At 43.0% G+C, this 23,175-nt stretch carries 18 protein-coding genes; 4 read left to right on the forward strand and 14 right to left on the reverse strand.

What is annotated here, in order from left to right; translation table 11 throughout:
* Positions 1–34: 34 nt before the first annotated feature.
* The 4 genes from FZC41_RS13965 to buk all read right to left on the reverse strand — a co-directional run bounded on the left by FZC41_RS13965 (position 35) and on the right by buk (position 3,617).
* Positions 35–337 carry a hypothetical protein gene (locus FZC41_RS13965; protein ID WP_148568057.1) on the reverse strand — a complete coding sequence of 101 codons (303 nt, stop codon included), beginning with the start codon at positions 335–337 and terminating at the stop codon, positions 35–37.
* Positions 338–500: 163 nt separating this feature from the next.
* Entirely contained in the window at positions 501–1,958 is a 1,458-nt protein-coding gene (locus tag FZC41_RS13970) for an MDR family MFS transporter (RefSeq protein WP_148568058.1), read from the reverse strand.
* A 236-nt stretch (positions 1,959–2,194) separates the two neighbouring features.
* Positions 2,195–2,530: a Rieske (2Fe-2S) protein gene (locus FZC41_RS13975; RefSeq protein ID WP_148568059.1), complete on the reverse strand. Its 336-nt coding sequence runs from the start codon at positions 2,528–2,530 to the stop codon at positions 2,195–2,197.
* 13 nt (positions 2,531–2,543) lie between these two features.
* Complete coding sequence (buk, locus tag FZC41_RS13980) at positions 2,544–3,617, reverse strand: butyrate kinase (RefSeq protein WP_148568060.1); 1,074 nt, start codon at positions 3,615–3,617, stop codon at positions 2,544–2,546.
* A gap of 233 nt (positions 3,618–3,850) precedes the next feature.
* Here buk and FZC41_RS13985 point away from each other — a divergent pair, with 233 nt between their 5' ends.
* Positions 3,851–6,592: a methyl-accepting chemotaxis protein gene (locus FZC41_RS13985; protein ID WP_148568061.1), complete on the forward strand. Its 2,742-nt coding sequence runs from the start codon at positions 3,851–3,853 to the stop codon at positions 6,590–6,592.
* A gap of 112 nt (positions 6,593–6,704) precedes the next feature.
* Here the strand turns inward: FZC41_RS13985 and FZC41_RS13990 are convergent, their stop codons facing one another.
* The 6 genes from FZC41_RS13990 to FZC41_RS14015 all read right to left on the reverse strand — a co-directional run bounded on the left by FZC41_RS13990 (position 6,705) and on the right by FZC41_RS14015 (position 11,678).
* On the reverse strand, positions 6,705–7,598 hold the full coding sequence (locus FZC41_RS13990; protein WP_148568062.1) for a DUF4097 family beta strand repeat-containing protein: 894 nt from the start codon (positions 7,596–7,598) through the stop codon (positions 6,705–6,707).
* Complete coding sequence (locus FZC41_RS13995) at positions 7,582–8,193, reverse strand: DUF1700 domain-containing protein (RefSeq protein ID WP_148568063.1); 612 nt, start codon at positions 8,191–8,193, stop codon at positions 7,582–7,584. The genes FZC41_RS13990 and FZC41_RS13995 overlap by 17 nt, the downstream gene beginning before the upstream one ends.
* Positions 8,186–8,512, reverse strand: a complete 327-nt coding sequence (locus tag FZC41_RS14000) for a PadR family transcriptional regulator (protein WP_148568064.1) — start codon at positions 8,510–8,512, stop codon at positions 8,186–8,188. The genes FZC41_RS13995 and FZC41_RS14000 overlap by 8 nt, the downstream gene beginning before the upstream one ends.
* A gap of 221 nt (positions 8,513–8,733) precedes the next feature.
* Positions 8,734–9,837 (reverse strand): GGDEF domain-containing protein, encoded by a 1,104-nt coding sequence (locus FZC41_RS14005; protein WP_148568065.1) that lies wholly within the window; start codon positions 9,835–9,837, stop codon positions 8,734–8,736.
* 186 nt (positions 9,838–10,023) lie between these two features.
* Positions 10,024–11,070 (reverse strand): ADP-ribosylglycohydrolase family protein, encoded by a 1,047-nt coding sequence (locus FZC41_RS14010; RefSeq protein WP_148568066.1) that lies wholly within the window; start codon positions 11,068–11,070, stop codon positions 10,024–10,026.
* Between the two features lie 140 nt (positions 11,071–11,210).
* Complete coding sequence (locus FZC41_RS14015; protein WP_243136729.1) at positions 11,211–11,678, reverse strand: pyridoxamine 5'-phosphate oxidase family protein; 468 nt, start codon at positions 11,676–11,678, stop codon at positions 11,211–11,213.
* A 391-nt stretch (positions 11,679–12,069) separates the two neighbouring features.
* Between FZC41_RS14015 and FZC41_RS14020 the strand changes: the two genes are divergently transcribed.
* Together FZC41_RS14020 and FZC41_RS14025 are read left to right on the forward strand one after the other, a co-directional pair.
* A complete protein-coding gene (locus FZC41_RS14020; protein WP_148568068.1) occupies positions 12,070–14,784 on the forward strand; it encodes a methyl-accepting chemotaxis protein in 2,715 nt (904 codons plus the stop codon).
* 230 nt (positions 14,785–15,014) lie between these two features.
* Complete coding sequence (locus FZC41_RS14025; RefSeq protein ID WP_148568069.1) at positions 15,015–15,839, forward strand: metallophosphoesterase; 825 nt, start codon at positions 15,015–15,017, stop codon at positions 15,837–15,839.
* Positions 15,840–15,861: 22 nt separating this feature from the next.
* Here the strand turns inward: FZC41_RS14025 and FZC41_RS14030 are convergent, their stop codons facing one another.
* The 4 genes from FZC41_RS14030 to FZC41_RS14045 all read right to left on the reverse strand — a co-directional run bounded on the left by FZC41_RS14030 (position 15,862) and on the right by FZC41_RS14045 (position 22,556).
* Positions 15,862–16,806 carry a tocopherol cyclase family protein gene (locus FZC41_RS14030; RefSeq protein WP_170253996.1) on the reverse strand — a complete coding sequence of 315 codons (945 nt, stop codon included), beginning with the start codon at positions 16,804–16,806 and terminating at the stop codon, positions 15,862–15,864.
* Between the two features lie 133 nt (positions 16,807–16,939).
* Positions 16,940–19,597 (reverse strand): DEAD/DEAH box helicase, encoded by a 2,658-nt coding sequence (locus tag FZC41_RS14035; protein ID WP_148568071.1) that lies wholly within the window; start codon positions 19,595–19,597, stop codon positions 16,940–16,942.
* Positions 19,598–19,667: 70 nt separating this feature from the next.
* The gene (locus FZC41_RS14040) at positions 19,668–21,158 is read right to left on the reverse strand and encodes a phytoene desaturase family protein (RefSeq protein ID WP_148568072.1); all 1,491 of its coding nucleotides are present in this window, start codon (positions 21,156–21,158) and stop codon (positions 19,668–19,670) included.
* 153 nt (positions 21,159–21,311) lie between these two features.
* On the reverse strand, positions 21,312–22,556 hold the full coding sequence (locus FZC41_RS14045) for a sensor domain-containing diguanylate cyclase (RefSeq protein ID WP_148568073.1): 1,245 nt from the start codon (positions 22,554–22,556) through the stop codon (positions 21,312–21,314).
* A 261-nt stretch (positions 22,557–22,817) separates the two neighbouring features.
* On the opposite strand from FZC41_RS14045, the gene FZC41_RS14050 reads away from it, so the two are divergent.
* Entirely contained in the window at positions 22,818–23,030 is a 213-nt protein-coding gene (locus FZC41_RS14050; protein WP_148568074.1) for a hypothetical protein, read from the forward strand.
* Positions 23,031–23,175: the final 145 nt, after the last annotated feature.

The raw sequence follows: 23,175 nt of genomic DNA on the forward strand, positions 1-23,175 counted from the left end.
AATATACTAGATTATTCCATGCTGTCGGAACATTCTAATCCTCTTGACAAATCAGTAAAAACAATTCTCGGGCAACACCTGATAATTCGGCTTGATCTTCAAAAGAAAGATTACGTATTTTTTCTATAACCGGATCTTTAGAAGCGTAGAGAGTATCGGCCTCCAGCATATTTGTCATTTGGGACGGTAACATATTTGTCAACTGGTAAGAAGCCGGATTAAGGGTAATGCCAATTTTTTTATCACCTTTTACAAATTCCATCCGGTTTCCGCAGGCCAGTCCTTGGTTAAGATCAGTCCATCCTTCTATTTTTGCCTTCTCTAATATTTTTTTCATTCTAAACTCCTCTTCGTCCAAAATTAATCAGTATCATCAAACCGCTGTTGGGCACTGTTAATTCTATTATACCATGATTTAGGATTATTCAAATAAAAAAACATGAGGCTGTTTGATGCGACAGCTCCATGTTTTTCGTACAATACAGTTTATTTCTTATGTTTTACAAACCCGACGTATCTTCAAAAGAAACCTCCGACTGATCTTTTGTTACTTTTTTATTTTCAAATCTTAACGCAAAAGATAAGCATAATCCGATAAAAACAAATCCTGCCATAACGAGTGTCGCGGTACTAAATCCTGACGCAACAGCCGCCTGCTCTTGAACCTGATTGTTTAAGGCTCTTAACTGTGAAGCTGACATAATCCCGATGAATAATGACGAACCAATCGCGGCGGCTATTTGTTGAAGCGTATTTAGTATCGCCACGCCATGCGGATAAGCTTCTTTTGGCAGTTGATTAAGGGCATTTGTCTGCGCCGGCGACATGGTGCAGCCAATTCCAATACAGATTGCTATATAGGTGACAATAATCGTTGCAATAGAAGTATTGACTGTTGATCGAGATATAATAACCATTCCAACAAAAATGATCGCAAATCCGACTGGAATCAATACTTTTGCCCCTAATTTATCATATATTTTTCCGCCGATAAGGGTTACAAAGCCATTAGACAGTGTTGCCGGAAGCAATACGATTGCAGCTATAAACGTTGTTGTTTGAAGTGCTCCCTGAAGGAACATCGGCAGCATGACATTCATCGTAAAGACCGTCATCATCGAAATCATAACCAGTGCTGCCCCAATTGAAAATAATGGGTATTTAAATATCCGCATTTCCAACATTGGTTCTTTTAAAGACAATTGTCGTTTTCCAAAGACGATTAAGGCAATGATTCCAATAATAAATATCATAACCGTCATCTTCATATTTCCGCCGCTGCTAAAACCATTTAAACCAAATATAATGCCGCCAACGCCAATGGTGGATAATAAAATTGACAACCCATCAAGCTTAGGTTTTGTAAGCGTTGATACATTAACCAAATAAACCGATCCAAGTATCATTGCCAGTATGATCAGCGGAACTAATATAAAAAATAATGCATGCCAGCTAAGGAATTGTAATATAATCCCTGAAAATGTTGGTCCAAGTGCTGGTCCAAGCTGAATTGCACAGACACAGATGCCCATTGCTGTTCCCCGTTTTTCCCGCGGAGTTACCAGCAATATAGTATTCATCATAATCGGAATCATCATACCTGTTCCTGAAGCCTGCAGCATTCTTGAAATAAGCAGCATGGCAAAAGAATTTGAAAAGGCTGCACAAATGGTCCCGATTAACAGTATGGTCATGGCTCCCAGATACAGCTTTTTTATTTCAAAGGACTGAATTAAAAACGCTGTCACTGGTATCATCACAGCGGTAACAATCATATAGGCAGTAACGATCCATTGTATTGTTCCCGCGGTAACATTCATTTCCGCCATTAGGATATTCAATGCAACATTCAATATTGTTTCATTAAATAGCGCGATGAACGCACTAAATACCAATACTGCCAAAATGGCTGTCGCATTAATTTTTGGTGTGGATTTTTCTGGTTTTGTTTTTTTCATTAAATTTTCTTTCCTTCTTTCTTTTTATGCTCATCAATATTGCTGACCATTAGGCACAAAAAAACGAGCCGTCCTGACAACTGGATTTACGTTATCAAAACTACTCGTATTTATATATTGTACAATACTTATCAATAATTTTCAATTGATTTTTTTAATCATTATCTAATCCTTTTTAAAACAAGCCCTGACAACCGGATTTTAATGCCCGCTATCAGTGACTCACGATTAAAACATCACTCTAAGCTGGGGTTGATAAAAATATCGGTTCCTTCGACTTTAACCAGATAGCTGCGGGTATCTGGAACCCTCACTTTTATAAATAAGATTTTCCCTTGCTTTACCACTTTCCCGGTCCGCACATCAAATGCCGAACCGTGTCGAGGGCAGACAATCGTGTTTCCGTCCAAATTACCGTCGTATAGCGATCCACCCATATGTGTGCATTTATTATCAATTGCATAATAGCGACCTTCAATCTTCGTCAAAAGAATTTCATTGCCCTCATAAGAGACTTTCTTCTTTTGATCCACAATAAAATCAGATGTTTGCGCAATTTTTATATAGTCCATAGAAACCATCCTTTCATTCTACTGCAAAAAGATGAGGTTTTTCTTCCCCTCGCAATAGCCTCAATCCACCAAGTGCCAATGCTTCCAATTCAATTTCCCCGGGAAGACATTTAACCGACGCAATAAATCCGACGTATTCGGCAATCATCCCCGTTAATTTTTCAGAATACGCCATTCCTCCGGTTAGCAGTATGCCATCAATTTTTCCTTTTAAAACAACCGCCATTTCGCCAATTCCTTTAGCAATCTGGTACGCCTGGGCTTCATAAATCTGTTTCGCCCGGGTATCCCCCGCCAAGATCCGTTCTTCGATTTCCCGGCAGTCACGGGTGCCAAGATGGGCTTTTAAACCGCCATTTCCACGAATTTTTTTCAGCAGCTCTTTTTTTTCATAATGATTTTTGTAAATCAATTCGACCAATGCAAACAAAGGGATACTACCGGAACGTTCTGGAGAAAAAGGACCGCTATCATCCGAAATCACATCAATGATTCGTCCCTTTTTATGGGCACTGATGGATATTCCGCCACCGAGATGGGCGATCACCAGATTCATATCGGCGTAGTTTTTTTCCATTCCCCTTGCATACTTTCTACCCATTGCTTTACTGTTTAAAACATGGCAAAAGCTCTGTCTCTGAATTTCAGGAAATCCGGTAATCCGGGCAATATCTTCCATTTCATCTGAAGAGACACCGTCATAAATAAAAGCCGGGATGCCCAGAGGCCCGGCAATGGCATCTGCCAGCAACGCGCCTAAATTCGAAGCATGCTCCGAAAGAGCGCCTCCCCATATCAGATTTTTCATCGCTTCATTTACTGTATAGCCACCGGATTTGATGGGTGGCAGCAAGCCGCCACGGCCAACTACCGCCGACAATTTTTTGGTGTCATAATGATGATTCTCCAAAATTTCCATGATGGTATCTTTTCTGAAATCAAATTGCTGATTAATTGTCTGAAATGCTTCCAGGGCGTCACTCTGGTGTTCGACGGATGCCGAGAACAACTCGTTTTCATTTTCAAAAACTCCTATTTTTGTCGACGTTGAGCCGGGGTTGATCGTCAATATCACAGCATTCTTCATTTCATTCTCCTTTTTTAAAAATCATATTGGATCCCGACTAAAGACAAATTACTAATGTCATACCAACAATTGTAACATCATATTGTAACCGATTTATAATTATTTGTAAAAACAAATATATTCGAATTGACGGATAATATTTAACCGTGTATAATCCTAAATGGACAATTTAAATATAGCAAGATTACCATCAATCTTGACTTATAGCAAAATATTTGAAAAAGGGTGAACTTATGCAAACAAATAAACTTGGCCGCAAACTGTCTTCAATCCGATTCAAGATTCTGATTATTCCGCTATTCGCTGTTTTCCTTGGTATCGTTGCCATCGCCATTACCTCTTCCTATCTGGTCAGATACAGCCTGATGTCGGATATGAAAGACAATGGGATTATCACTTCCCAGCGTTTAGTGACCCAGCTCGAAAACGATACCAATGCGATCAACGCGCTAAAAGGCAATACTTCCGGCATGCCTGCCGAAATGATCCAGAGTTTCTCCGATAAATTCGGCTATCAGGCCATGGTTGACAATCTGGCCGGCGATGAAACCATTGTCTATGCTGCCGTCATCGACAAAAACGGTATTGACATCGCCGACATTATCAAGGCAGATATCGGCAAAAACTTTTCGGATGATCCAGATACGATGGCTGCTGTCAAAGATGGTACCACCTCCGCATCGGAATACTATTACGAAACCAAAGATCAAACCGTCTATGATGTTCTCTATCCCATCACAATCAACGGCGAGCGAATCGGTGCCATCGATATCGGTTATTCCTTGGAAAGCATCAATGCCACCATTTTAAGCAATATGCTCCTGATTTTCTGCATCGGTTTGCTGATCTTTTTGGTGCTCGTTTTTGTTCTCTATAAGATTTCTGAAACCATCATCCGACCCATTAACCAGGTCGACCATATGATTCTGGAAATGAACCAGGGACATTTGAGTGAGCGGCTGAACATGAAGCCGAACAACGAAATCGGCGAGATGGCCGTTACCCTGGACAATTTTGCAGAGAGCCTACAGACTGTATGCGTCGGCACCCTCAATCAAATTGCCCAAGGCGACGTATCCGCTCAAATCGTCCTGCGGGACGACAAAGATGAAATCGCGCCGGCCCTGAAACGAACCATCGAAACCATCCGCAGCCTGATCGACGAAGCCAATCTGCTATCTGCTGCTGCCGTGGATGGGCGTCTGGCCACAAGAGGCAATGCAGACGCTTTTGAAGGCGGCTTTAAAGACGTCGTCGCCGGCGTCAACGCTACCCTGGATGCCGTGATTGATCCCCTCAATATAGCGGCAAATTACATCAAGCGCATCGGCAACGGCGAAATTCCGCCGAAGATCACCGACACCTATCACGGCGACTTCAACGAAATCAAAAGCAACATCAATTCCTGCATTGACGGTTTAGGCGGCCTGAAAGAAGGTAGCCGCGTACTGGCAGCGATGAGTCTGAATGACTACACTCAGACGGTCGACGGCAGTTATATGGGAATTTATGCAGAAATCGCCAGTTCGATTAATGAGGTCCGTAACCGACTCATCCATATTGTGGATATCTGCAACAATATTGCAGACGGTGAACTGCATGATCTAGCCGATCTGAAACAGATCGGTCGACGCAGCGACAACGATCAGCTGATTCCGAGTCTCATCGGTATGATCGAGAATATTGTCATGCTGATCAAAGAAACAAAATCCATGACCCAGACAGCCGTTGAAGGGGATCTGGACAACCGGGGAGATGTCACAAAATTTCCGGGAGACTATGCCAAAGTTATCGAAGGTTTTAATCAGATCCTTGACGCAATCATCGATCCCATCAAAGCTGCATCTGAAACCCTCAAAGAACTCTCCCAGGGCAATTTGAACATCACCATGGAAGGTGATTTCAAGGGGGATAACGGAAAAATAAAAGACGATATGAATCAGACTATTTCCTTTTTAAAAAGCTATGTGGACGAAATTACCACCACTTTGAAACGAATCGGAGATGGGGATCTGAGTCAGGAAATCACAAACCACTACCTTGGCGATTTCATTGATATCAAGTACGCCATCAACGGGATCGCAACCCGTTTAAGCGAAACCATGTTCGAAATCAATGAAGCTGCCGTTCAGGTGGAGGCCGGATCCAGACAGATATCCGACAGCGGGCAGGCTCTGTCCCAGGGAACCACCGAACAGGCCAGTTCCATTCAGGAACTCACTGCCTCCATTGAGGAGGTTGCCGCCGAAACCAAGCGCAACGCAACAAACGCCAATGAAGCCAATGCGCGAGCCATCGAAGTCCAAACCAACGCCCTGACGGGAAATCATCAGATGGAAAAAATGGTCTCCTCGATGGCGGACATCAATGACTCGTCCAACAACATCTCCAAGATCATTAAGGTCATCGACGACATTGCCTTCCAGACCAATATCCTAGCCCTGAATGCCGCCGTGGAAGCCGCCCGGGCCGGACAGCACGGCAAGGGCTTTGCCGTGGTCGCCGAAGAAGTTAGAACCCTGGCCGCCCGCAGTGCCGAAGCCGCCAAGGAAACGGCGGGTCTGATCGAGGGCTCCATCGACAAGGTAGAAGCCGGCACGAAGATCGCCGATGAAACCGCAGTCAGCCTGAAGGAAATCATCAGTGAAATCGAGAAGGTCGCGGATCTAGTTGGGAAAATCGCCCAAGCATCCAACGATCAGGCCTCGGAGATCACCCAGATCACCACGGGGATTGAGCAGGTTTCGCTGGTGGTTCAGACCAACTCTGCCACTGCCGAGGAAAGCGCTGCCGCCAGCGAAGAACTGTCCGGTCAGGCAGAAATGCTCAAGGAAATGGTGGGTGCATTTAAACTCAAAGGTAAAGTGAGATCCGCTGCAAAAGCACCAGATTTTTCCAGACCCCAGAGTACATCATCGGAACATGCTCCTGAACCCCATATTATACTTGATGAAATCGACATGGATAAATATTAATTAATCAAATCACAAAAAACACAAATCCCGAGGATTCGATTATGTGTCGAATCCTCGGATTTTTTTGATGATTCAAATCTACCATCTCATTTTAAAGAAAACAAAATGAGCATTATATTGAACCATCGAAATCAATATTGATGTTTCCGCTGTGGGTTGATGCATTCAAATGTTTGGTGCCGCCAGTGGCATTGGAAATATTTTTATTGCCGTTTTTCGTCTCCGCAGTGATTGAATAGTCCGCTGCATTTCCAGCAATGCTCCCTGAGATATTTCCACTGGCAGCTTTCAAGTCAATATCATTCCCGGCAAGCCCTTTAAAAGTGATATTCCCGCTGTTCGTCTCCATGGCAATCTTTCCATCGCACTTCGTTTTCACGACATTCAAATTGCCACTGCTTACCAGAATGGTTAAGTTACCCGCGATCTGTCCCGAATTAAGCGCGATATTTCCGCTTTTGGCATCGGCAACGATTGCGCCATCAACCGAAACATCCGTCAGCTTAAGGGTCCCGCTGGAGGAATTGATCATCAGCCCCTTGGAAAGTTTAAGCTTTGACGCCTCAATAGAGCCGCTGGCAGTCGCCGCCTTAACAGAACCGATATATTTCGACGGCACGGAAATCGTGAGTTTCCGGTCCTGAGTGTCAAAGTTGATGCCAAGGTGGATATAATTAAACCATTTTTTACTCGATTCATTGTTTACCATCAGATTTCCATCTGCAGATCGTTCAATATCGTAGGTTTCATCGTCATTTTCAAAGTAATCAATTTTGATCTCATCCGAATCCGATCCCACCAAAACCACATTGCAGCTCGTAACATCCACGGTTAAAGCATTAATATCACTCACATTAAAAGTCTTCGTTTTTTCTTCATATGGCTTCTCCGTGCTAAGTGACTGCCAGTTAAAACCGGCGATGGTAAAACCGGCAATCGCCAGAACAAAACCAGTGCCGATCAATGCTCCCGCCGTGATTAAAAGTGTTCTAGTTATTGATTTCATACTCAACCTCCCGAGTGATAAATAGTGACTTAACCCAGCGCAGAAATAGTCCCGTGAGTTTTACAAGCCAAACCGACAGTGCCGTTACGCCGAAAAATGCAAGAATTCCGATTCCGCCGCATATCAGGCCGGATCCCAAAATAAACAAACTAGCTGCGAAATTCTGAAATAAGCAAAATAAGCCACCAAAAATCCCAGCTAACGCGCTGAGTACAAGAGCCGCCACGGTCGCATAAAGCGAGATGATCACCGCCCACACGGAAGCGTATACTGACAGAATCACAACTACAAAAGCGGCCAGAAGCGAAAACCATAGGGGGAAGCCCAGAACAAGCAGGACAATTTCCCAGGCTTTAAGCCGGGTTTTGGGCCTCATTTTGGTTTTCATCAAAGTAGTCAACGGCAACTCCAGCATGGTTTCTTTAACGATATCGTCAATATTGCCAATAGCCGCAACCGCCGCCTCTTCACTCATGCCGTCCTCGATCCGATCATCGATCATTTCCAAATAGAAACTCCTGGTTTTTTCGACTTCATTTTCGGGCAGTCCGGCAAGCTTTTTTTTAAGACCAGATAAGAATTCAGTTTTATTCATTGTTAGAAGACCTCATTTCCTCAGTTATAAAATTATAGACCGTCATAACCTCTTTCCAGCTTTCCAGAAAAGTTCTGATCTTTTCCCTGCCGGCATCGGTTATTTTATAGTACTTGCGCAGCCGTCCGTTATGTTCGACTGAATAGACATTCAGACAATCATTTGACTCCAGCCTTTTCAGTATCGGGTATAGCGTTGATTCGGAAATTTCCAGATAAGGACTTGCATCCTTGATGATCTGATAACCATAAGAATCCCCACGATTGAGAACGGTGAGCACACATGTTTCCAACAGCCCTTTTTTTAATTGGACGTCCATAAGCAATACCTCCATTTGCGTTATACTATATTATGCATAGTATAATTTGTCAATCATTTTTTCCTGTTTGACTTTATGAATTTTCTTTCTCAGCTAGATGCTTTCCCATAAAATGGCGGTTTGTTCGTTGCAGTGGCGGTCCAAATTAATACCAAAATAAAAAAAGCGATGATGGATTTCTCTCATCACCGCGGCTGCGTCTTATTATTCTACAACTTTTTCTACATCACCTTGTTTTTACCCGACCTTTTAGCCAAATACAATCGTTCATCGGCACGTCGTATCACGCTGTCCAAATCATCACCTTCTCTATAGGTTGCCACACCAAAGCTGCAGGACAGATGTCCAATTTTTTCAAATGAATGATCGGAAATCAGCCCTCTCAGCTTTTCAGATATTTCAGTCGCCTGGAGCAATGGTGTATCGGGAAAAGTCAGGACAAATTCTTCCCCGCCCCATCTAATAAAAAGATCGGAATTCCGGATGTGTTTTCCAATTAAGCCGGTAAGATCAACTAAAACCGCATCGCCAGTCAAATGTCCATATTGATCATTGATCTCCTTAAAGTTATCAATATCAAACATGACAATCGACAAATGAGCATTATTCTGTTTTCCGCGATCTTCCAATCCTGTATATTCTTTATTAAACTTCGCTTTATTATAGATCCCCGTTAATGGATCGTGTTCAGCCATTCTTATTAATTCAATATTATTCAGATACTGAATCCGCTTATAATAATTGATACTATACGATGCAATGCTGCTTAACAAAACAACAAGCATGATATGAAAAACGGCTGCTATAAATTCAGATGATGAAACATCTTCAAAGCTCAATGCTGCAAATACAAAATAACCAATACTGATGAACAGTGACGTAAAAATCGAATACAGCCATCGGTTATTAATCAGGAAAATAGCCAGTATCATGACCATCACGCTAAATGACTGGATCATAAAATCAGGAGCAGGAAATTTATTGGAAATATAAATAAATGACAGTGAAATAATCACTTCATAAGCTGTAACCCAATAAATCAGTGAATCAAATTTCCTGTCCCGGCTGACCTTGAAGTACAAAATAATAAGCAACGCAACAATAATACAACGGCAAATTAATACCGATATAAAATCATTTGTATCTTTTAGTATAAAATACTCTGGTATGATAAATATAAAGTATACCAACGCGACAATCAAAATCGTAAATTTTACATAGTTTAAATTTCTGATGATTTCTGCATCATTGAATTTTTTTTCTAATGCTTCTTCTCTGAATTCACCCAAATGAATGAGAGCGTTTTTGTTTATATTCTGATTCATTTTCTCAATATCGCCTTTCAAGATCTTTACCTATGCTTGATTTTCTATTATAACATATTAAATTAAAATATCCTGAATTGTCACAAGCTCACAAAACAAATTTTCGAGGTTAGTCGGTTTGCTGCACCCTGAAAAACGATTGTAAAATCATTTTCATGATCGTTTTTTTTGAAATAATCATGATTTCTAATACCCGGGGTAGCGTTTTCGATCAATATTACTTTCATCATAATCAATCAACAAATCATCCGCAATCTGTATCAGGACATCTTTCAGTTCAACCTTTTCAATCCACTCAACTGGGATTCCGTTCAGTCCCAGATAAACCCCGAGAATATTCCCGGTAATGGCCCCGATGCTGTCGCTGTCTCCGCTATGATTAACCGCGGTTTGCAGCGCTTTTCTGAAATCGTGCTGATATTTCAGGGCGCAGTAGACCGCAATGGCCAGGGCTTCTTCGCCGACCCATCCCCCGCCCAGCAGAGCAATCGCTTCATCATCAAAAGAGCCCATTTTTGAAAGCTTCTCAGCCAGCTCCAATTTTTTCGTGCATTTTTCATGTCCTTCATATTTTTTGAGGATCATCAGTGTTTTTGTCACTGCGGTTTCCAGATCGAAGCCCTCGATCAGGGCATCAATCAGATAGGCAAGTGCCCCAGCACTCAGAAATCCGGAAGGATGTCCATGGGTCAGTGCCGCCATTTCCGCCGCCAACTGAAAGGCTTCCTCTCTTCGATAAAACAGACCGACCGGTGCCGAACGCATTGCCCCGCCGCAACCCCTGCTGGTGTTGATCGGATCATCCATTGTTCCATGATCTTCGCTTCTGAGGGCAGTTAAACAGGAAACCCCCGGCGCTCTGCAGGCATGAAGTGCTTCAATATCAAGCAGCCACCCATCATAAACCCATTCATATTCCGGTACCCTCGGGTACCCCTGGGTCAGCAGCCATCTCTGATAGGCATGGAAAACTACAGACGGCGGATGACAAATCCCCTTCGTCACCCGCCGAGTTTCAGATCTCAAGATCCCTTCTGCAGTGAAAAGAGTCATTTGAGTATCATCCGTAATTAGCGCTTTTTCAGATGAAGAAATAACCAGGTCCTGAATTCCATCAGGACCGTATTGGCTGATAATTTCATCCAACTGCATAAACTCCACCGGAGCACCCAAAGCATCGCCGATTGCACCGCCAACAAGACACCCTCTAAAAGAATTCTGGTCTCTTTTCATCGTGGTTCCTCCCTACCTAAATATGAAATATCATTTACATCATATATACCCAAAACCATCACGTTCTACGCAAAGGAAAAGTGACATTCTACTTTATTGATTTCTATTGAGTTATTATCAAATATCAATGCATTAGCTGATTAATGATGGTCTTTTCCGGTAAACTGATGAACGATAATTTTTAACACCGCAACACAGTCCACCATATTCTCATCAAATGAAAAATTCTGACCAGTCTGATGTTTCATCAATTCAAACATTGCAATTTTCTTTTCTTCCACGTCATGCACAAAAGCAACTCTGCCATTTCCAATAATGCTTTTGAACGAGTACCCGTATTGGCAGGCGACGTCTCCTGTAATCAGACTATGTTCGCAATCCATTTCAAAACAGATTTCACTGTTCTCTTTTAAAGCGTTGATTTTACGTCCTTCTTTGGCACTGTGAAAATACAGTACCAATTGATTGTTAATATAGAGATAGCCAAAATTCACTGGCACAAGATAAAGTCCATCTTGATCCTGCATCGCGATTCTACAAATTTTACACTGTTCAATAATTTTCATTAGCTCTTTTATTTCTGTTACTTCTCTGTCTTTTCTTCTCATTTTCATCATACTCCTTCAAAAGCCTTTATGGAATCTATTTTACTTGATCTTTTAAAGTAATTCAACTTTATTGAGTATCGGATCGATGAATCTCTGATTTTGCAAATTAAAATCTCCAGTTGGTTTAGAAATCATCAGTTCATCTTCCCTCAGGATAGTGCCTAATATTCTTATGGGAGTTTCGTAAATGTAAGCCCTTCCATTAAATATTAAGTTGTATTTTTATATACAATTAACATTCACTTTACAGTATTAGTCTTTCTCATTAAAATATAAATCGCTACAATATATTATATTCATTCTGTTGTGAAGATTAACTCGCTTCATAACGGAATAATCAAAAATTCAGTTTATCATTTAATAAGGAATCAAAATTTAGGAGGTTGTATTTATGCGGAGTTTTTTGAATCTGAAAATTGGGGTGAAATTAATGGTGAGTTTCTTCATCCTCGCCATTATTACCGGTCTCGTTGGAATTGTGGGTATTATTAATCTTAATACCCTTAATCAATCTGACACAGAACTCTACGAAGACATGACAGTGCCAATTTCTGAACTAGGCGATATGACCACATCTTTTCAGGAAATGAGCGTTGATATGCGGAATATGATTATTGAAAACCGCCCGGACTTGATTCAGGCAAACATTGGTAAATACCTCATTCAAAAACAGGAAATAGAAACTTCAGCTGCCAGTCTGGAAAAATCTGTCAAAGATCCGGAAATGAAAACTGCCTATGATGCGTTTATCACCTCCCAAAAAGCTGTTGCCGATCAATTCGAAAAGGTCCAGGCTCTGGCATTGCAGAATCAGGATGCCGAAGCGTTTGCAATGTTGTCGGCAAATGGACCCCTTGTCGCAGTTGCCGCCGCCGAAGTGAATGCCCTCAATAAAATGACTAAAATAAAACTGGATACTGCCAAAGCTAAGGAAGATGCCAATACCGCTCAAGGAAATTCAGCCGCAATCTTTATGGGTATTTTTACCGGCATCGCCTTTATTCTGGCAATTGCATTCGGTCTGATCCTGCGCACCATGATCGCTAACCCGTTGGCAAAAGCCAACCTGATGATCAAAGAAATGAGTATCGGACGTTTCACCATGCGTCTAAATATGAATCGCAAGGATGAAATTGGTGAAATGGCTCAATCGATGGACACATTTTCTAATGAAATTCAAACCGTCATCATCGGTACCATGAATCAGATCTCCAACGGCGATGTCAGTGCAACTGTTGAACCATGGGATTCACAAGATGAGCTGACACCAGCTCTGAAACAAATCGTCGAAACCATTCGGGGACTGGTTGCCGAAGCTACTATGCTGTCTACGGCTGCCGTGGAAGGGCAGCTGGACAAAAGAGGAAACATCGATGCTTTTAACGGTGGATATAAAGAAATCATTCAGGGCGTCAATGACACACTGGATGCCGTGGTTGGTCCAGTGCACGTGGCGGCAGATTATGTGGAAAAGATAGGACAAGGACAAATTCCAGCTAAAATTACAGAAACGTACTATGGCGATTTTGATACCTTGAAGAACAGCATCAATGCCTGCATTGATGGATTGGGAGCATTAACCGAAGGAAACCGTATTCTCGGCAAAATGAGTCTGAATGATTATTCCGAAACTATTGATGGCACCTATTCAGGCATCTACGGAGAAATCGCGCTGGCAATCAATGCGGTTCATACACGTCTCGACCGAGTTGTTGCTATTTCAACCCATATCGCCGATGGTGATATGACTGATCTGGATATATTAAAACAAATCGGCAGGAGAAGTAACAACGATACCTTGATCCCAAGCTTAATTCAAATGATTGAGAATATTAACAATCTTGTCAAAGAGACCGACGACATGACCATAATTGCTGTAGCAGGGGATCTTCGTAACCGTGGGGACGCCAGTAAATTTCAGGGCGAATTTGCCAAGGTTATTGAAGGCTTCAATCAAACCCTGGATGCGGTCATTCAACCTTTAATTGAAGCGAGTGACACGCTGAATGAATTTTCAACCGGGAATCTCAGCACGGCGATGGTCGGTAACTACCGGGGCGATCATGCCCAGATAAAAAATGCTTTAAACAACACCATTGCATTTCTGAAACATTATGTCGATGAAATTACAAACACATTGGAAGAAATGGGTCAGGGGAACTTTAATCAGGAGATTACCACTGAATATCTTGGCGACTTCCAGGCCATTAAAAATGCGCTGAATAATATTACCACCAACCTCAGCACCACCATGGCGGATATTAATATTGCCGCCGGTCAGGTAGAAATCGGTTCTCAACAAATATCCGACGGCGGACAGGCGCTGTCTCAGGGGACGACCGAACAGGCCAGTTCTATTGAAGAATTAACCGCCTCCATTGAAGAGGTTGCCGGTGAAACAAAGAAAAATGCCGTCAATGCCAATCAGGCCAATGAACTAGCCAATACCGTACGATCCCTTGCCGTTGCCGGAAATGACCAAATGGGTGACATGGTCACCGCAATGGTGGAAATCAATGTGTCTTCCAAGCGTATCTCAAAAATCATCAAAGTCATTGATGATATTGCCTTCCAAACCAATATTCTAGCTCTGAATGCTGCCGTGGAAGCCGCTCGGGCCGGACAGCACGGTAAAGGCTTTGCTGTTGTTGCGAAAGAAGTCCGCTCACTGGCAGCCAGAAGTGCGGAAGCTGCTAAGGAAACCACCGGCCTTATTGAAGGCTCCATTGCCAAGGTGAATGTGGGCTCAAAGATTGCCGACCAGACCGCGGAAAGCTTAAAAGACATCCTCAACCAGATTGAAAAAGTAACGACTCTGGTTGGGAATATTGCCCAGGCCTCCAACGATCAGGCCGCGGAAATCGCCCAGATCAACCAGGGAATTGAACAGGTATCCCAGGTAGTGCAGACCAACTCGGCCACGGCCGAAGAAAGCGCCGCCGCCAGTGAAGAGCTTTCCGGGCAGGCGGAAATGCTCAGACAAATGGTGGGTGCTTTTAAATTAAAGTCGGCTGGTCAAATTGATGGGGTTGTAAAGGCAGCAATTCAAAATAGCGTCACTCTATCTGAACCACAAATTATATTGGATACTTTGGACAAATATTAGATTTCGGATTGTCCAACAATGTCTCAGGCAGATTTAACTGTCTGGGGCATTTCTTTTTTTACAATCAAAAATCAATACCGCTGTCACAGATAATATTGTCTCCAACTATAGACTTGCCGTCTTCTGATTCAATTTTATCACCGGTTAGATTCCTTATCTTTAAAGATCTCTTTATGTTAAAAAGGTTATAATAAGTTTGATCACAAAGCTCAAATCACAAAGGAGACTCTATGAAGCTTTTGAAATATTTTCTGATGACAACCGCCATATTAACCATTCTTTTACTAGGAATCTATATCTATGCCCGCTATATCGAACCCAATCTCTTGATGGTCAATCGGGTCAATCTTGAAAGTTCCAGGATAGATGGCCACCTTAACGTTGTTTTTTTTGGAGACACCCATATGGGCGAATTTAATAATATTGATCAATTGGAGCGTATTGTTGAAAAAATAAATGCGCAGAATCCCGATCTGGTTATTTTTACCGGGGACCTGATTAGTGCCAGCAAAAATTTGAACGTCGATACCGATGCAATTTCTGCTGTTTTAAAGAAAATCCAGGCACCCTACGGGAAGTACTGTGTGATGGGAAATCATGAGTATGCAACATTGAAACAGTATAGTTATAAAGATTTGATGAACTCAGCAGATTTTGAACTTCTGGTGAATGACTGGCTGGACATTTCTGAAATTAATGTAAGACTGCTGGGTCTTGACGATGCTTATTCCGGAAAGCCGGATAAAAATCTGAGTGATGACGCCTTGGATGGCGCCTATACTATTATGATGACCCATGAACCCGATATTATTGACCAAATGAATATCGATAATATCCAATTGATTTTAGCCGGACATACTCATGGCGGCCAGATTTCCATTCCTTTTCTGACCGAAAAATTTCTCCCGCCGGGCGGGAAAAAATATGTGAAAGGTCTTTTTACGGTGGGAAGTGATGGACAGACAAACCTGTTTGTCACCAAAGGCACCGGAATGTCAACAATACCATACCGGTTTATGAATGTGCCGGAGATTGTATCCATTGAAATCAATTAAATCTAAAGGTATCTTTTCATCGCTATAAACATATTTCCATCCCGGCTTCACGACTTGAGCTTTCAAAAAGAACGTTCCCCTGCCGGTCTGTTAGACGCACCCACACCTCAGCCGTGATGCTCTCAACAATTTCCCGATCCATCATCCCATCCACCGGCGCCCGGAGTCGTCCTCCTCCCGCCATCTGCGCTCTAAAAGTGAGGGTCCCGGTCGGACCTTGCAGTTTTCCAGTGCAGCTTCCCTTTTCTTTGTCGACTTCCCATTTTTCCAGCCGCGAATGATTGTAGGTTGCAAACCGGAAGGTTAACCCTTCAAAGTTGGTAAAATAAGCAAAAAAGCCCGGAAATTCCCGGCCTAAAAAAGGAATCCGGGCTCGTGAGAACACAAATGTGGCATTACTGGTCTCAAAATGACTGGCTTGCAGCCAAAGATAGGTTTTGGGAAAGGAACGGCCATAATCTTTTTCAATATAACCCACACCCCCGTTGAAATTCAGGAGTTCCCCATCCAACTGAATTTCACCCTTGATTTCATGGTACAAATCAATAATGGCGTGGTAGCATTCCATAAAGGGTATCAAGCCAAACGGGCCCATAATGCCGGGATTCTTGCGGCCAGATGGAAAGGGATGAATATTATCAAAACACAGCCGGCCTTTGATATTGCCTTCCGCGGTATCGATGTTCAGGGATAAACCCTGAGCATTAAAAGTGTTATCCTCAATTTTCACGTCAAACTGGTCTAACAAAGCCCGGAAATCAGCATAGGAAAAATGATGATACCAGGTTTTCCCGGTTACCGCATTAATCACCTGGATAAAGGCGTGCTTTTTTCCCTCGGGATCAATGGCCATTCCCGGGATAATCGCAATGGCATGCTTTCGGTCGGCACTGATACATTTAAAGTACCAGCCTTCAAAATAACGTTTCTTTTTATTTTTCCCTTGAAAAAATGCCTGTTTGATCATAATATTTCCTTCCTGTGACATGATCCCTACACCCCGAATAAATCAAAAACCTGATCATCCGCAATGACACGGGGACTTTTTTGGTCCGCATTTTGCAGTAGCAGATACCGTTTTATAATTATATAAGCTCATCTCAGATTCCACCTAAGCTGAATAATTCCAACAGCTGGTCATTGTTTAACTCAGTAATCCAGGCCTCTCCGGAGGATTTGATAATATCCCCGGCCAGTTGATTTTTTTCATCAATCATCACGTCTATCTTTTCCTCAATGGTGCCGGCGGTTATAAACTTATGAACCATGACATCTTTGGTTTGGCCAATCCGAAAAGCTCTGTCCGTGGCCTGATTTTCCACCGCCGGATTCCACCATCGGTCAAAATGGATCACGTTGTTGGCCCCGGTTAAATTAAGCCCGACCCCGCCGGCCTTCAGCGACAGGACCATGAAGGGAATATAGTCTTCACCGTTGAAGGCTTCCACCATTTTGGTTCGTTTGGCCACCGGGGTTCCGCCGTGGAGAACCAGCCCGGGGCGATGAAAGATTTCTTCCAGGAAGCGCGACAACGGCTCGGTTATCTCCTTGAACTGGGTAAAAACCAGAACCCTTTCCCGTTTCTCATAAATGGTTTCGCAGATATTTTCGAGCATTTCAAACTTCCCGCTGTGTTCTTTTTTATAGACATCCTGGCCTAAATACTGATCGGGATGATTGCAGATCTGCTTGAGCTTGATGATACTGGACAAAACCAGCCCTTTTCGTTGAATTCCCTCGGTTTCTTCCAATTTCTTTGATAATTCCTTGACTAGATTCTGGTACAGAACCATCTGTTTTTTTGAAAGTAGTGGATATTCCTTGATCTCAAGCTTATCCGGCAGATCCGTGATAATCGACGCATCGGTTTTTAATCGTCTCAGGATAAAGGGATTCACGAGGTTTCGCAGTTTTGCATAACCGGAAGGATCAGTCTTCAAGCCCTTGGTAAAGCCCGTGAATTCTTTTGGATTTCCCAGCAGTCCCCCATCCAGGAAATCAAAGAGGGACCATAAATCCGATAAACGGTTCTCAATCGGGGTTCCGGTCATGGCAATTCGGGTTTTGGCTTTGAGCGCCTTAATGGTTTTGGTCCGCTTGGTTCCCGGATTTTTAATGGCCTGGGCCTCGTCCAGAATGATGAGATCCCAGTGAATTTCACGAAGTTTCAGGCTGCGTACCGCCATGCCATAGGTTGTGATGGTTAAAAATGCGGGGTCAGCCAAAATTTCTTCTCCATTTTTGGCGGCCGCCGTGCCGTGTAAAACACGAACGGGCATCTCCGGCGCAAATTTTTTAATTTCCTTTTCCCAGTTTCCAATCAGGGATGCGGGGAGAATCAACAACATCCGTCCCCCCTGATGATTGCGCAGGTATTCCAGCAGAGCAATGATCTGGACGGTTTTACCCAGACCCATATCATCCGCAAGGCAGGCCCCCAGTCCCAGATCGACCATGTATTTCAGCCAGTCAAAACCAGCTTGCTGGTAAGGCCGCAGCTCTCCGTGAAAACTCCGATCGGGTTTTAGGCCGTGGAAGCTCTGGGGGTTGGCCATCTTTTCTCGCACCTGTCGCAACCATTCACCGCTTGAAACGGACACCTCTAGGTCCGGTGTCTTGATCCCCAGAAGATCTTCCGGTCTCAGTTCCAGACGCATGGCCTGGGCCAGGGTAAGCGCTTCACGGGATGCCAGATCTTCTGCTTTTAACAGCACATCCAAAGCGGCTTTCAACTGCTCATGATCGATTTCCACCCATTTGCCTTTGATAAATGCCAGCCCCTGAGTTTCTGATAACAGCATCTGGATTTCCGCTTTTGAAATCTCAGTGTCCCCAAACAACAGATTGGGTGTAAAGGCCAAAATGGCATCCATTCCTACTTTAGGCGGTTCTTTTTCCCCCACCGTTACAGCAAGCCGTAGCTGATTGGTCTTTTTTCGCCACCAGTTGGGAATCCGACACATAATCCCAGCCTCTTCGTAAAGAGGGATTTCGGTTAAAAAGACAGTGGCATCCTTTGCCGTTAATTTTAGCGGCGAAAACAATTCTCCGGTATCCATTAAATTCGAAATAAACCCACTCTGATCCGCCGCCCGGCTGACCGTGGACAATAATTGCAGGAGCTTGCCCTGGTCATTTTTATATTCCAGCAGAGCATTTTTCAGCGGAGTATGCACCGCTTTCCGGCTGCCCGGGGGTTTGGTGGAATAGGTTGCCAGAAAAGCAAAGGGATACTGAACATCCTCACTGTTTTCCACTAGATGAAAAAAGATTCTCCCGGCCACACTGATCCCGGCATGATGCTCGGTTAAAAACACCGCCACAGTTCCCGGATAAAACCGAATGGCCTCCTGATAGACATGGGTCAGACGTGCCCAGATTCCCAGAATCCATTGATCATTAACGTGAGCCATCCCATTTCCAAAGGGGATCATTTTTCTGATTTCTTCACTTTCATCTGAAGTCAGACATAAATCTGCATTTTCCCTTGACAATTCCATATCCGGCTGTTGGGCTATCTTTTGGACAAACCCCTTTCCGAGTCGATGCAGAAAGTCAATCGTTGGGGAAAGATAATCCAGATTGCTCAGAAAGCCAAAATCAAATAATGTCTGATCCTTGTTCGCTCTGAATCGGGCCTGCCATTCCTGCTCAAACTTTTTCTTTTCTTCGGTAAACCCTTTTTTTGCCACCGGTTCATAATCCAAGATGAAGTCATCCTTTGTAAAGCTGGCAATTAATTCCATATAGTCTGTCATTATTGATTTTCCTTTTTATTCTCGCCCGATCCTGCTGGAGTGTGTGGATTTTTGTTTGATATTTATGCTATTATCTTTTTCTTTTGTCTTTCTTTAGAATCCGCTGCACCGCAAATTTTCCCATAATCACAGCGGTCGGCAGCCCCCCGGGGTTCATCTGCCACTGACTGCCCAGCACCACATTGTCAAGGGCTTTTATATTACCGCTAAACATGGTCGTCTGACTGCTGATGGTGGAAATAAAGCTCATATAAGCCCCATGATAGGCATTGCAATAGCGGTGATAGGTCATTGGTGTCCAGGTATCCAAAATTTCAATCTTGCCCTGATAAGCCGGAAATTTCGCCTCGATTCTTTGCAGTACTTCATTGGCTATTGCCATCTTTTTTGCTTCATATTCAGATTTATTCTCAGCCAGGTTAACCCAATAATCATAATCCTGTTCATATTGAATAAACTGACTCTGAATGACTGTTTTGCCTGGCGGTGCTATATTCGGTCCATAGGTTGCGTAATTCTTAAGGCTCATCCGGTTAGTCGTCTGGGTTCCGATCTCCAACGATTCGCATTCAAACAAAAGCGTTTCCGTTAATTCTTCCAGCATGCCATCCACCCCAAACGCAACATGAAAACTGCTGATCACGGGATTATTTTTTCGATCATCATAGACCGCTTTGAGTTTTTTATCCATGTACGATACATTCAGTAATTGCTGAAAGGTAAAATCGGGGTCACAGGCACAGATGATATAATCTCCGGTCACCAGCCTGCCGTCTGCCAATTCAATTCCCGCGGCTGACCGCAATTGGTCAATGTTAATTTGTGACACACCGGTATTAGTATAAACTTTTCCCCCCAGATCTTCAAACCGTTGCTGCATCCGCAATGCCATTACCCGGGAACCCCCTTCCGGAATTCCCCCATTTCCGGAGGTAAAGGTCGCGTAGGAGACAAGCAAAGAATAGGCCAGATATTCCTTGGCCATAAAAGTTTCAATCATGGCTTTAAGAAGCGGGTGTTTGAATCGCTCGGACAGTTCCCCGACATTGATTCGTCCATATTCCTTGATGACTTTTCCCATATCGCCCATGGATAGACCAAACTTCATGATCTCAAAAATATTCATCATATCCATGGCTTTTTCTGTCGGCATCTTCATGGACTCGGCCATGCGGACGTTTGCGATGAATTTTTTGATTTCTTTCTTGTCTTCCGGTGATAGCGCCAGCAGCTCTTTTTCGGTTCTGTCGAGGTCTTTCCAAAGGGTAATTGTTTCGCCGTCGAGTTCCACGGAATAAAAAGCATCCGGTTGCAATACAGTTACGTCGTCACCCAGTACACCCACATTTTCCCAGGTTTTATACAAATCGGTGCCTTCTTTTGTTCCGGTCAGCCAGTGAACGCAATTGTCAATGAAATAGCCCTTTCGGTTCCAGCCGGTGCACTGGCCCCCAACCACACTGTTCTTTTCATAAATTTCAGTTTCAAAGCCCGCCTGCTGAGCATAAATACCCGCACTTAATCCGGCGATACCGCCGCCTATTATGATTATCTTTTTCATTTTCGTTTGTTTTCTCCCTATCTTCAGTTTTTCATACAGCTCAATAATGGTAAACACCAGACTGGAGATTTTTCCAATTTCTATGCCGAAGTTCAAATATTTCTCGAAATACCTCTTACACACTGATCGGTGATAAGATAAAGATCAATATGATCACATCATCTGAACCTGATTTTTGCCATTATTTTTTGCCTGATACAGCGCCTGATCGGCCCGGTAAATGACGCTGTCAACAGAAGAATCTTCTCTAAAAACTGAAACACCCAGACTGATTGTAATGCTTTCCGTTTTGATAAAAAGATTTTCGCTCACTTGTCTTCTGAGCTTTTCAGCCAGTTCCATTGCGCCGTTTTCATCAGTATCCGGTAAGATCATCAGAAATTCTTCCCCACCCCATCGGCCGATTATATCGGTCGAACGAATGCTGGTTTTAAAAAGCTCTGCCAGTTCTACCAATACATTATCTCCTGCCAGGTGACCAAAACGATCATTAACCTGTTTGAAATGATCAATATCGATCATAATTAAGGCAAAAATCGTGTTGTATTTTTTGGTTCGATCCAATTCATTCTCCATGGCCCAATCCAGTTTAACCCGATTATAAAGCTGGGTGAGCTTGTCGGTTTCTGAAAGCTTTTTCATTTCCCGGCGCTTTTTCACTTTTTCAGTGATATCCCGACTAATCGCCAGCAATTCCTTGAAATTATTTTCTTCGTCATAAATCCCGGAAAGCACAGTATCGGTATAGATACTCTCGCCATCCTTGCGAACCTGTCGTTGCTCAAAATTGATGGCATCAAAGTGCTCCCCCTTTTCCACCATTTCTTTAATGCTCTCCCTGGTTCGATCCATTTCTTTTTGTACCCCAGGGAGAAAATAGCCAATCTCCCGATAATGATGCAGTACTTCTTCCTGGGTATAACCGGTTATTTTTTCAACCGACGGACTGATATAGGTAAAATTTCCGGACAGATCCACGGTTGTAATAATGTCGCAGGCGTTATCGGTCAGGAGGCGGTGTCTGTCTTCATTGTTGGTGATTAGCGGGTCCGGATTTTTGATGGCTGTCCTATTTCGATTTTCAAGAGGCAGACGGTCACTGCGCCTTCTTTTCCTGTTTTTCGAGGCGAGACTCCGAGGAACTTCTTGCTGCGATCGCTGTAATGCCTTTTGAAAGCGTTGGAAAGAGTCCAGCACAAACCCGTCGCCCTGGATGACGTGATGAATGTCTCCGACGCTCAGCGCTTCGGCAACATTTCTAATGGTCCGAAGGCTTTGATTCAGATGTAAAAAGTCCGCATCGCTCTCGGCGATCGCCGGGATGTCATTATTCAATTTTTTATCGTTTAAAATTCCATTAACATAGTTGATCATGGCTTTTGCATCATTACTTAACATTCTTTTTTCCTCATGTTCTACTCTCTTCGTGATCGTTACAAAATTAGGTAAATTATATCATAAGATTCTTAACATTCAATTTTTTCTTTACATTGCAGGCGTCTCTCGTTAGAATTAAAGCATCCCCTTCCGACTTTCTACGTGCACCTGGACAAAATTCCGAATGTATCTTTTTCCTAATTATTTTATTTACTGTATTTAAAAATTATAAAGTTGGGTATAATTAAACAGTAAAGTAAAAATCAAATGGAGGACAAAAAAATGGACACATTAAAAGATGCTAAACGAGTCGGACTAAGGAATATTGAAACCGAAGAGCTGATCGCTGTTTATCCACATAAACCAGTCGGTACGGATGAGGAAATAGAAAAAGCAGTCAGAGACTGGTATTATGAACAAGACTGTGCCGCAGAAGAAAAAATGCGGGCCGCCGTTGTGGAACCATTAACAACTGCGGAGCTTGAAACTTTATAAACAAAGCTGTAAATTGTTCCGATTGTTACTATTTCCATTCCTTTTCCTGTGATATATTATAGCTAACCTTAGAAAAAGAACCACAGAAAAATCGAGACAAAGACGTCGAAAGATAATTTCGGCGTCTTTGTTATTTTTATGACAC

This window comes from Acetobacterium paludosum (genome assembly GCF_008086595.1).
GTDB classification, from domain to species: Bacteria; Bacillota; Clostridia; order Eubacteriales; family Eubacteriaceae; genus Acetobacterium; species Acetobacterium paludosum.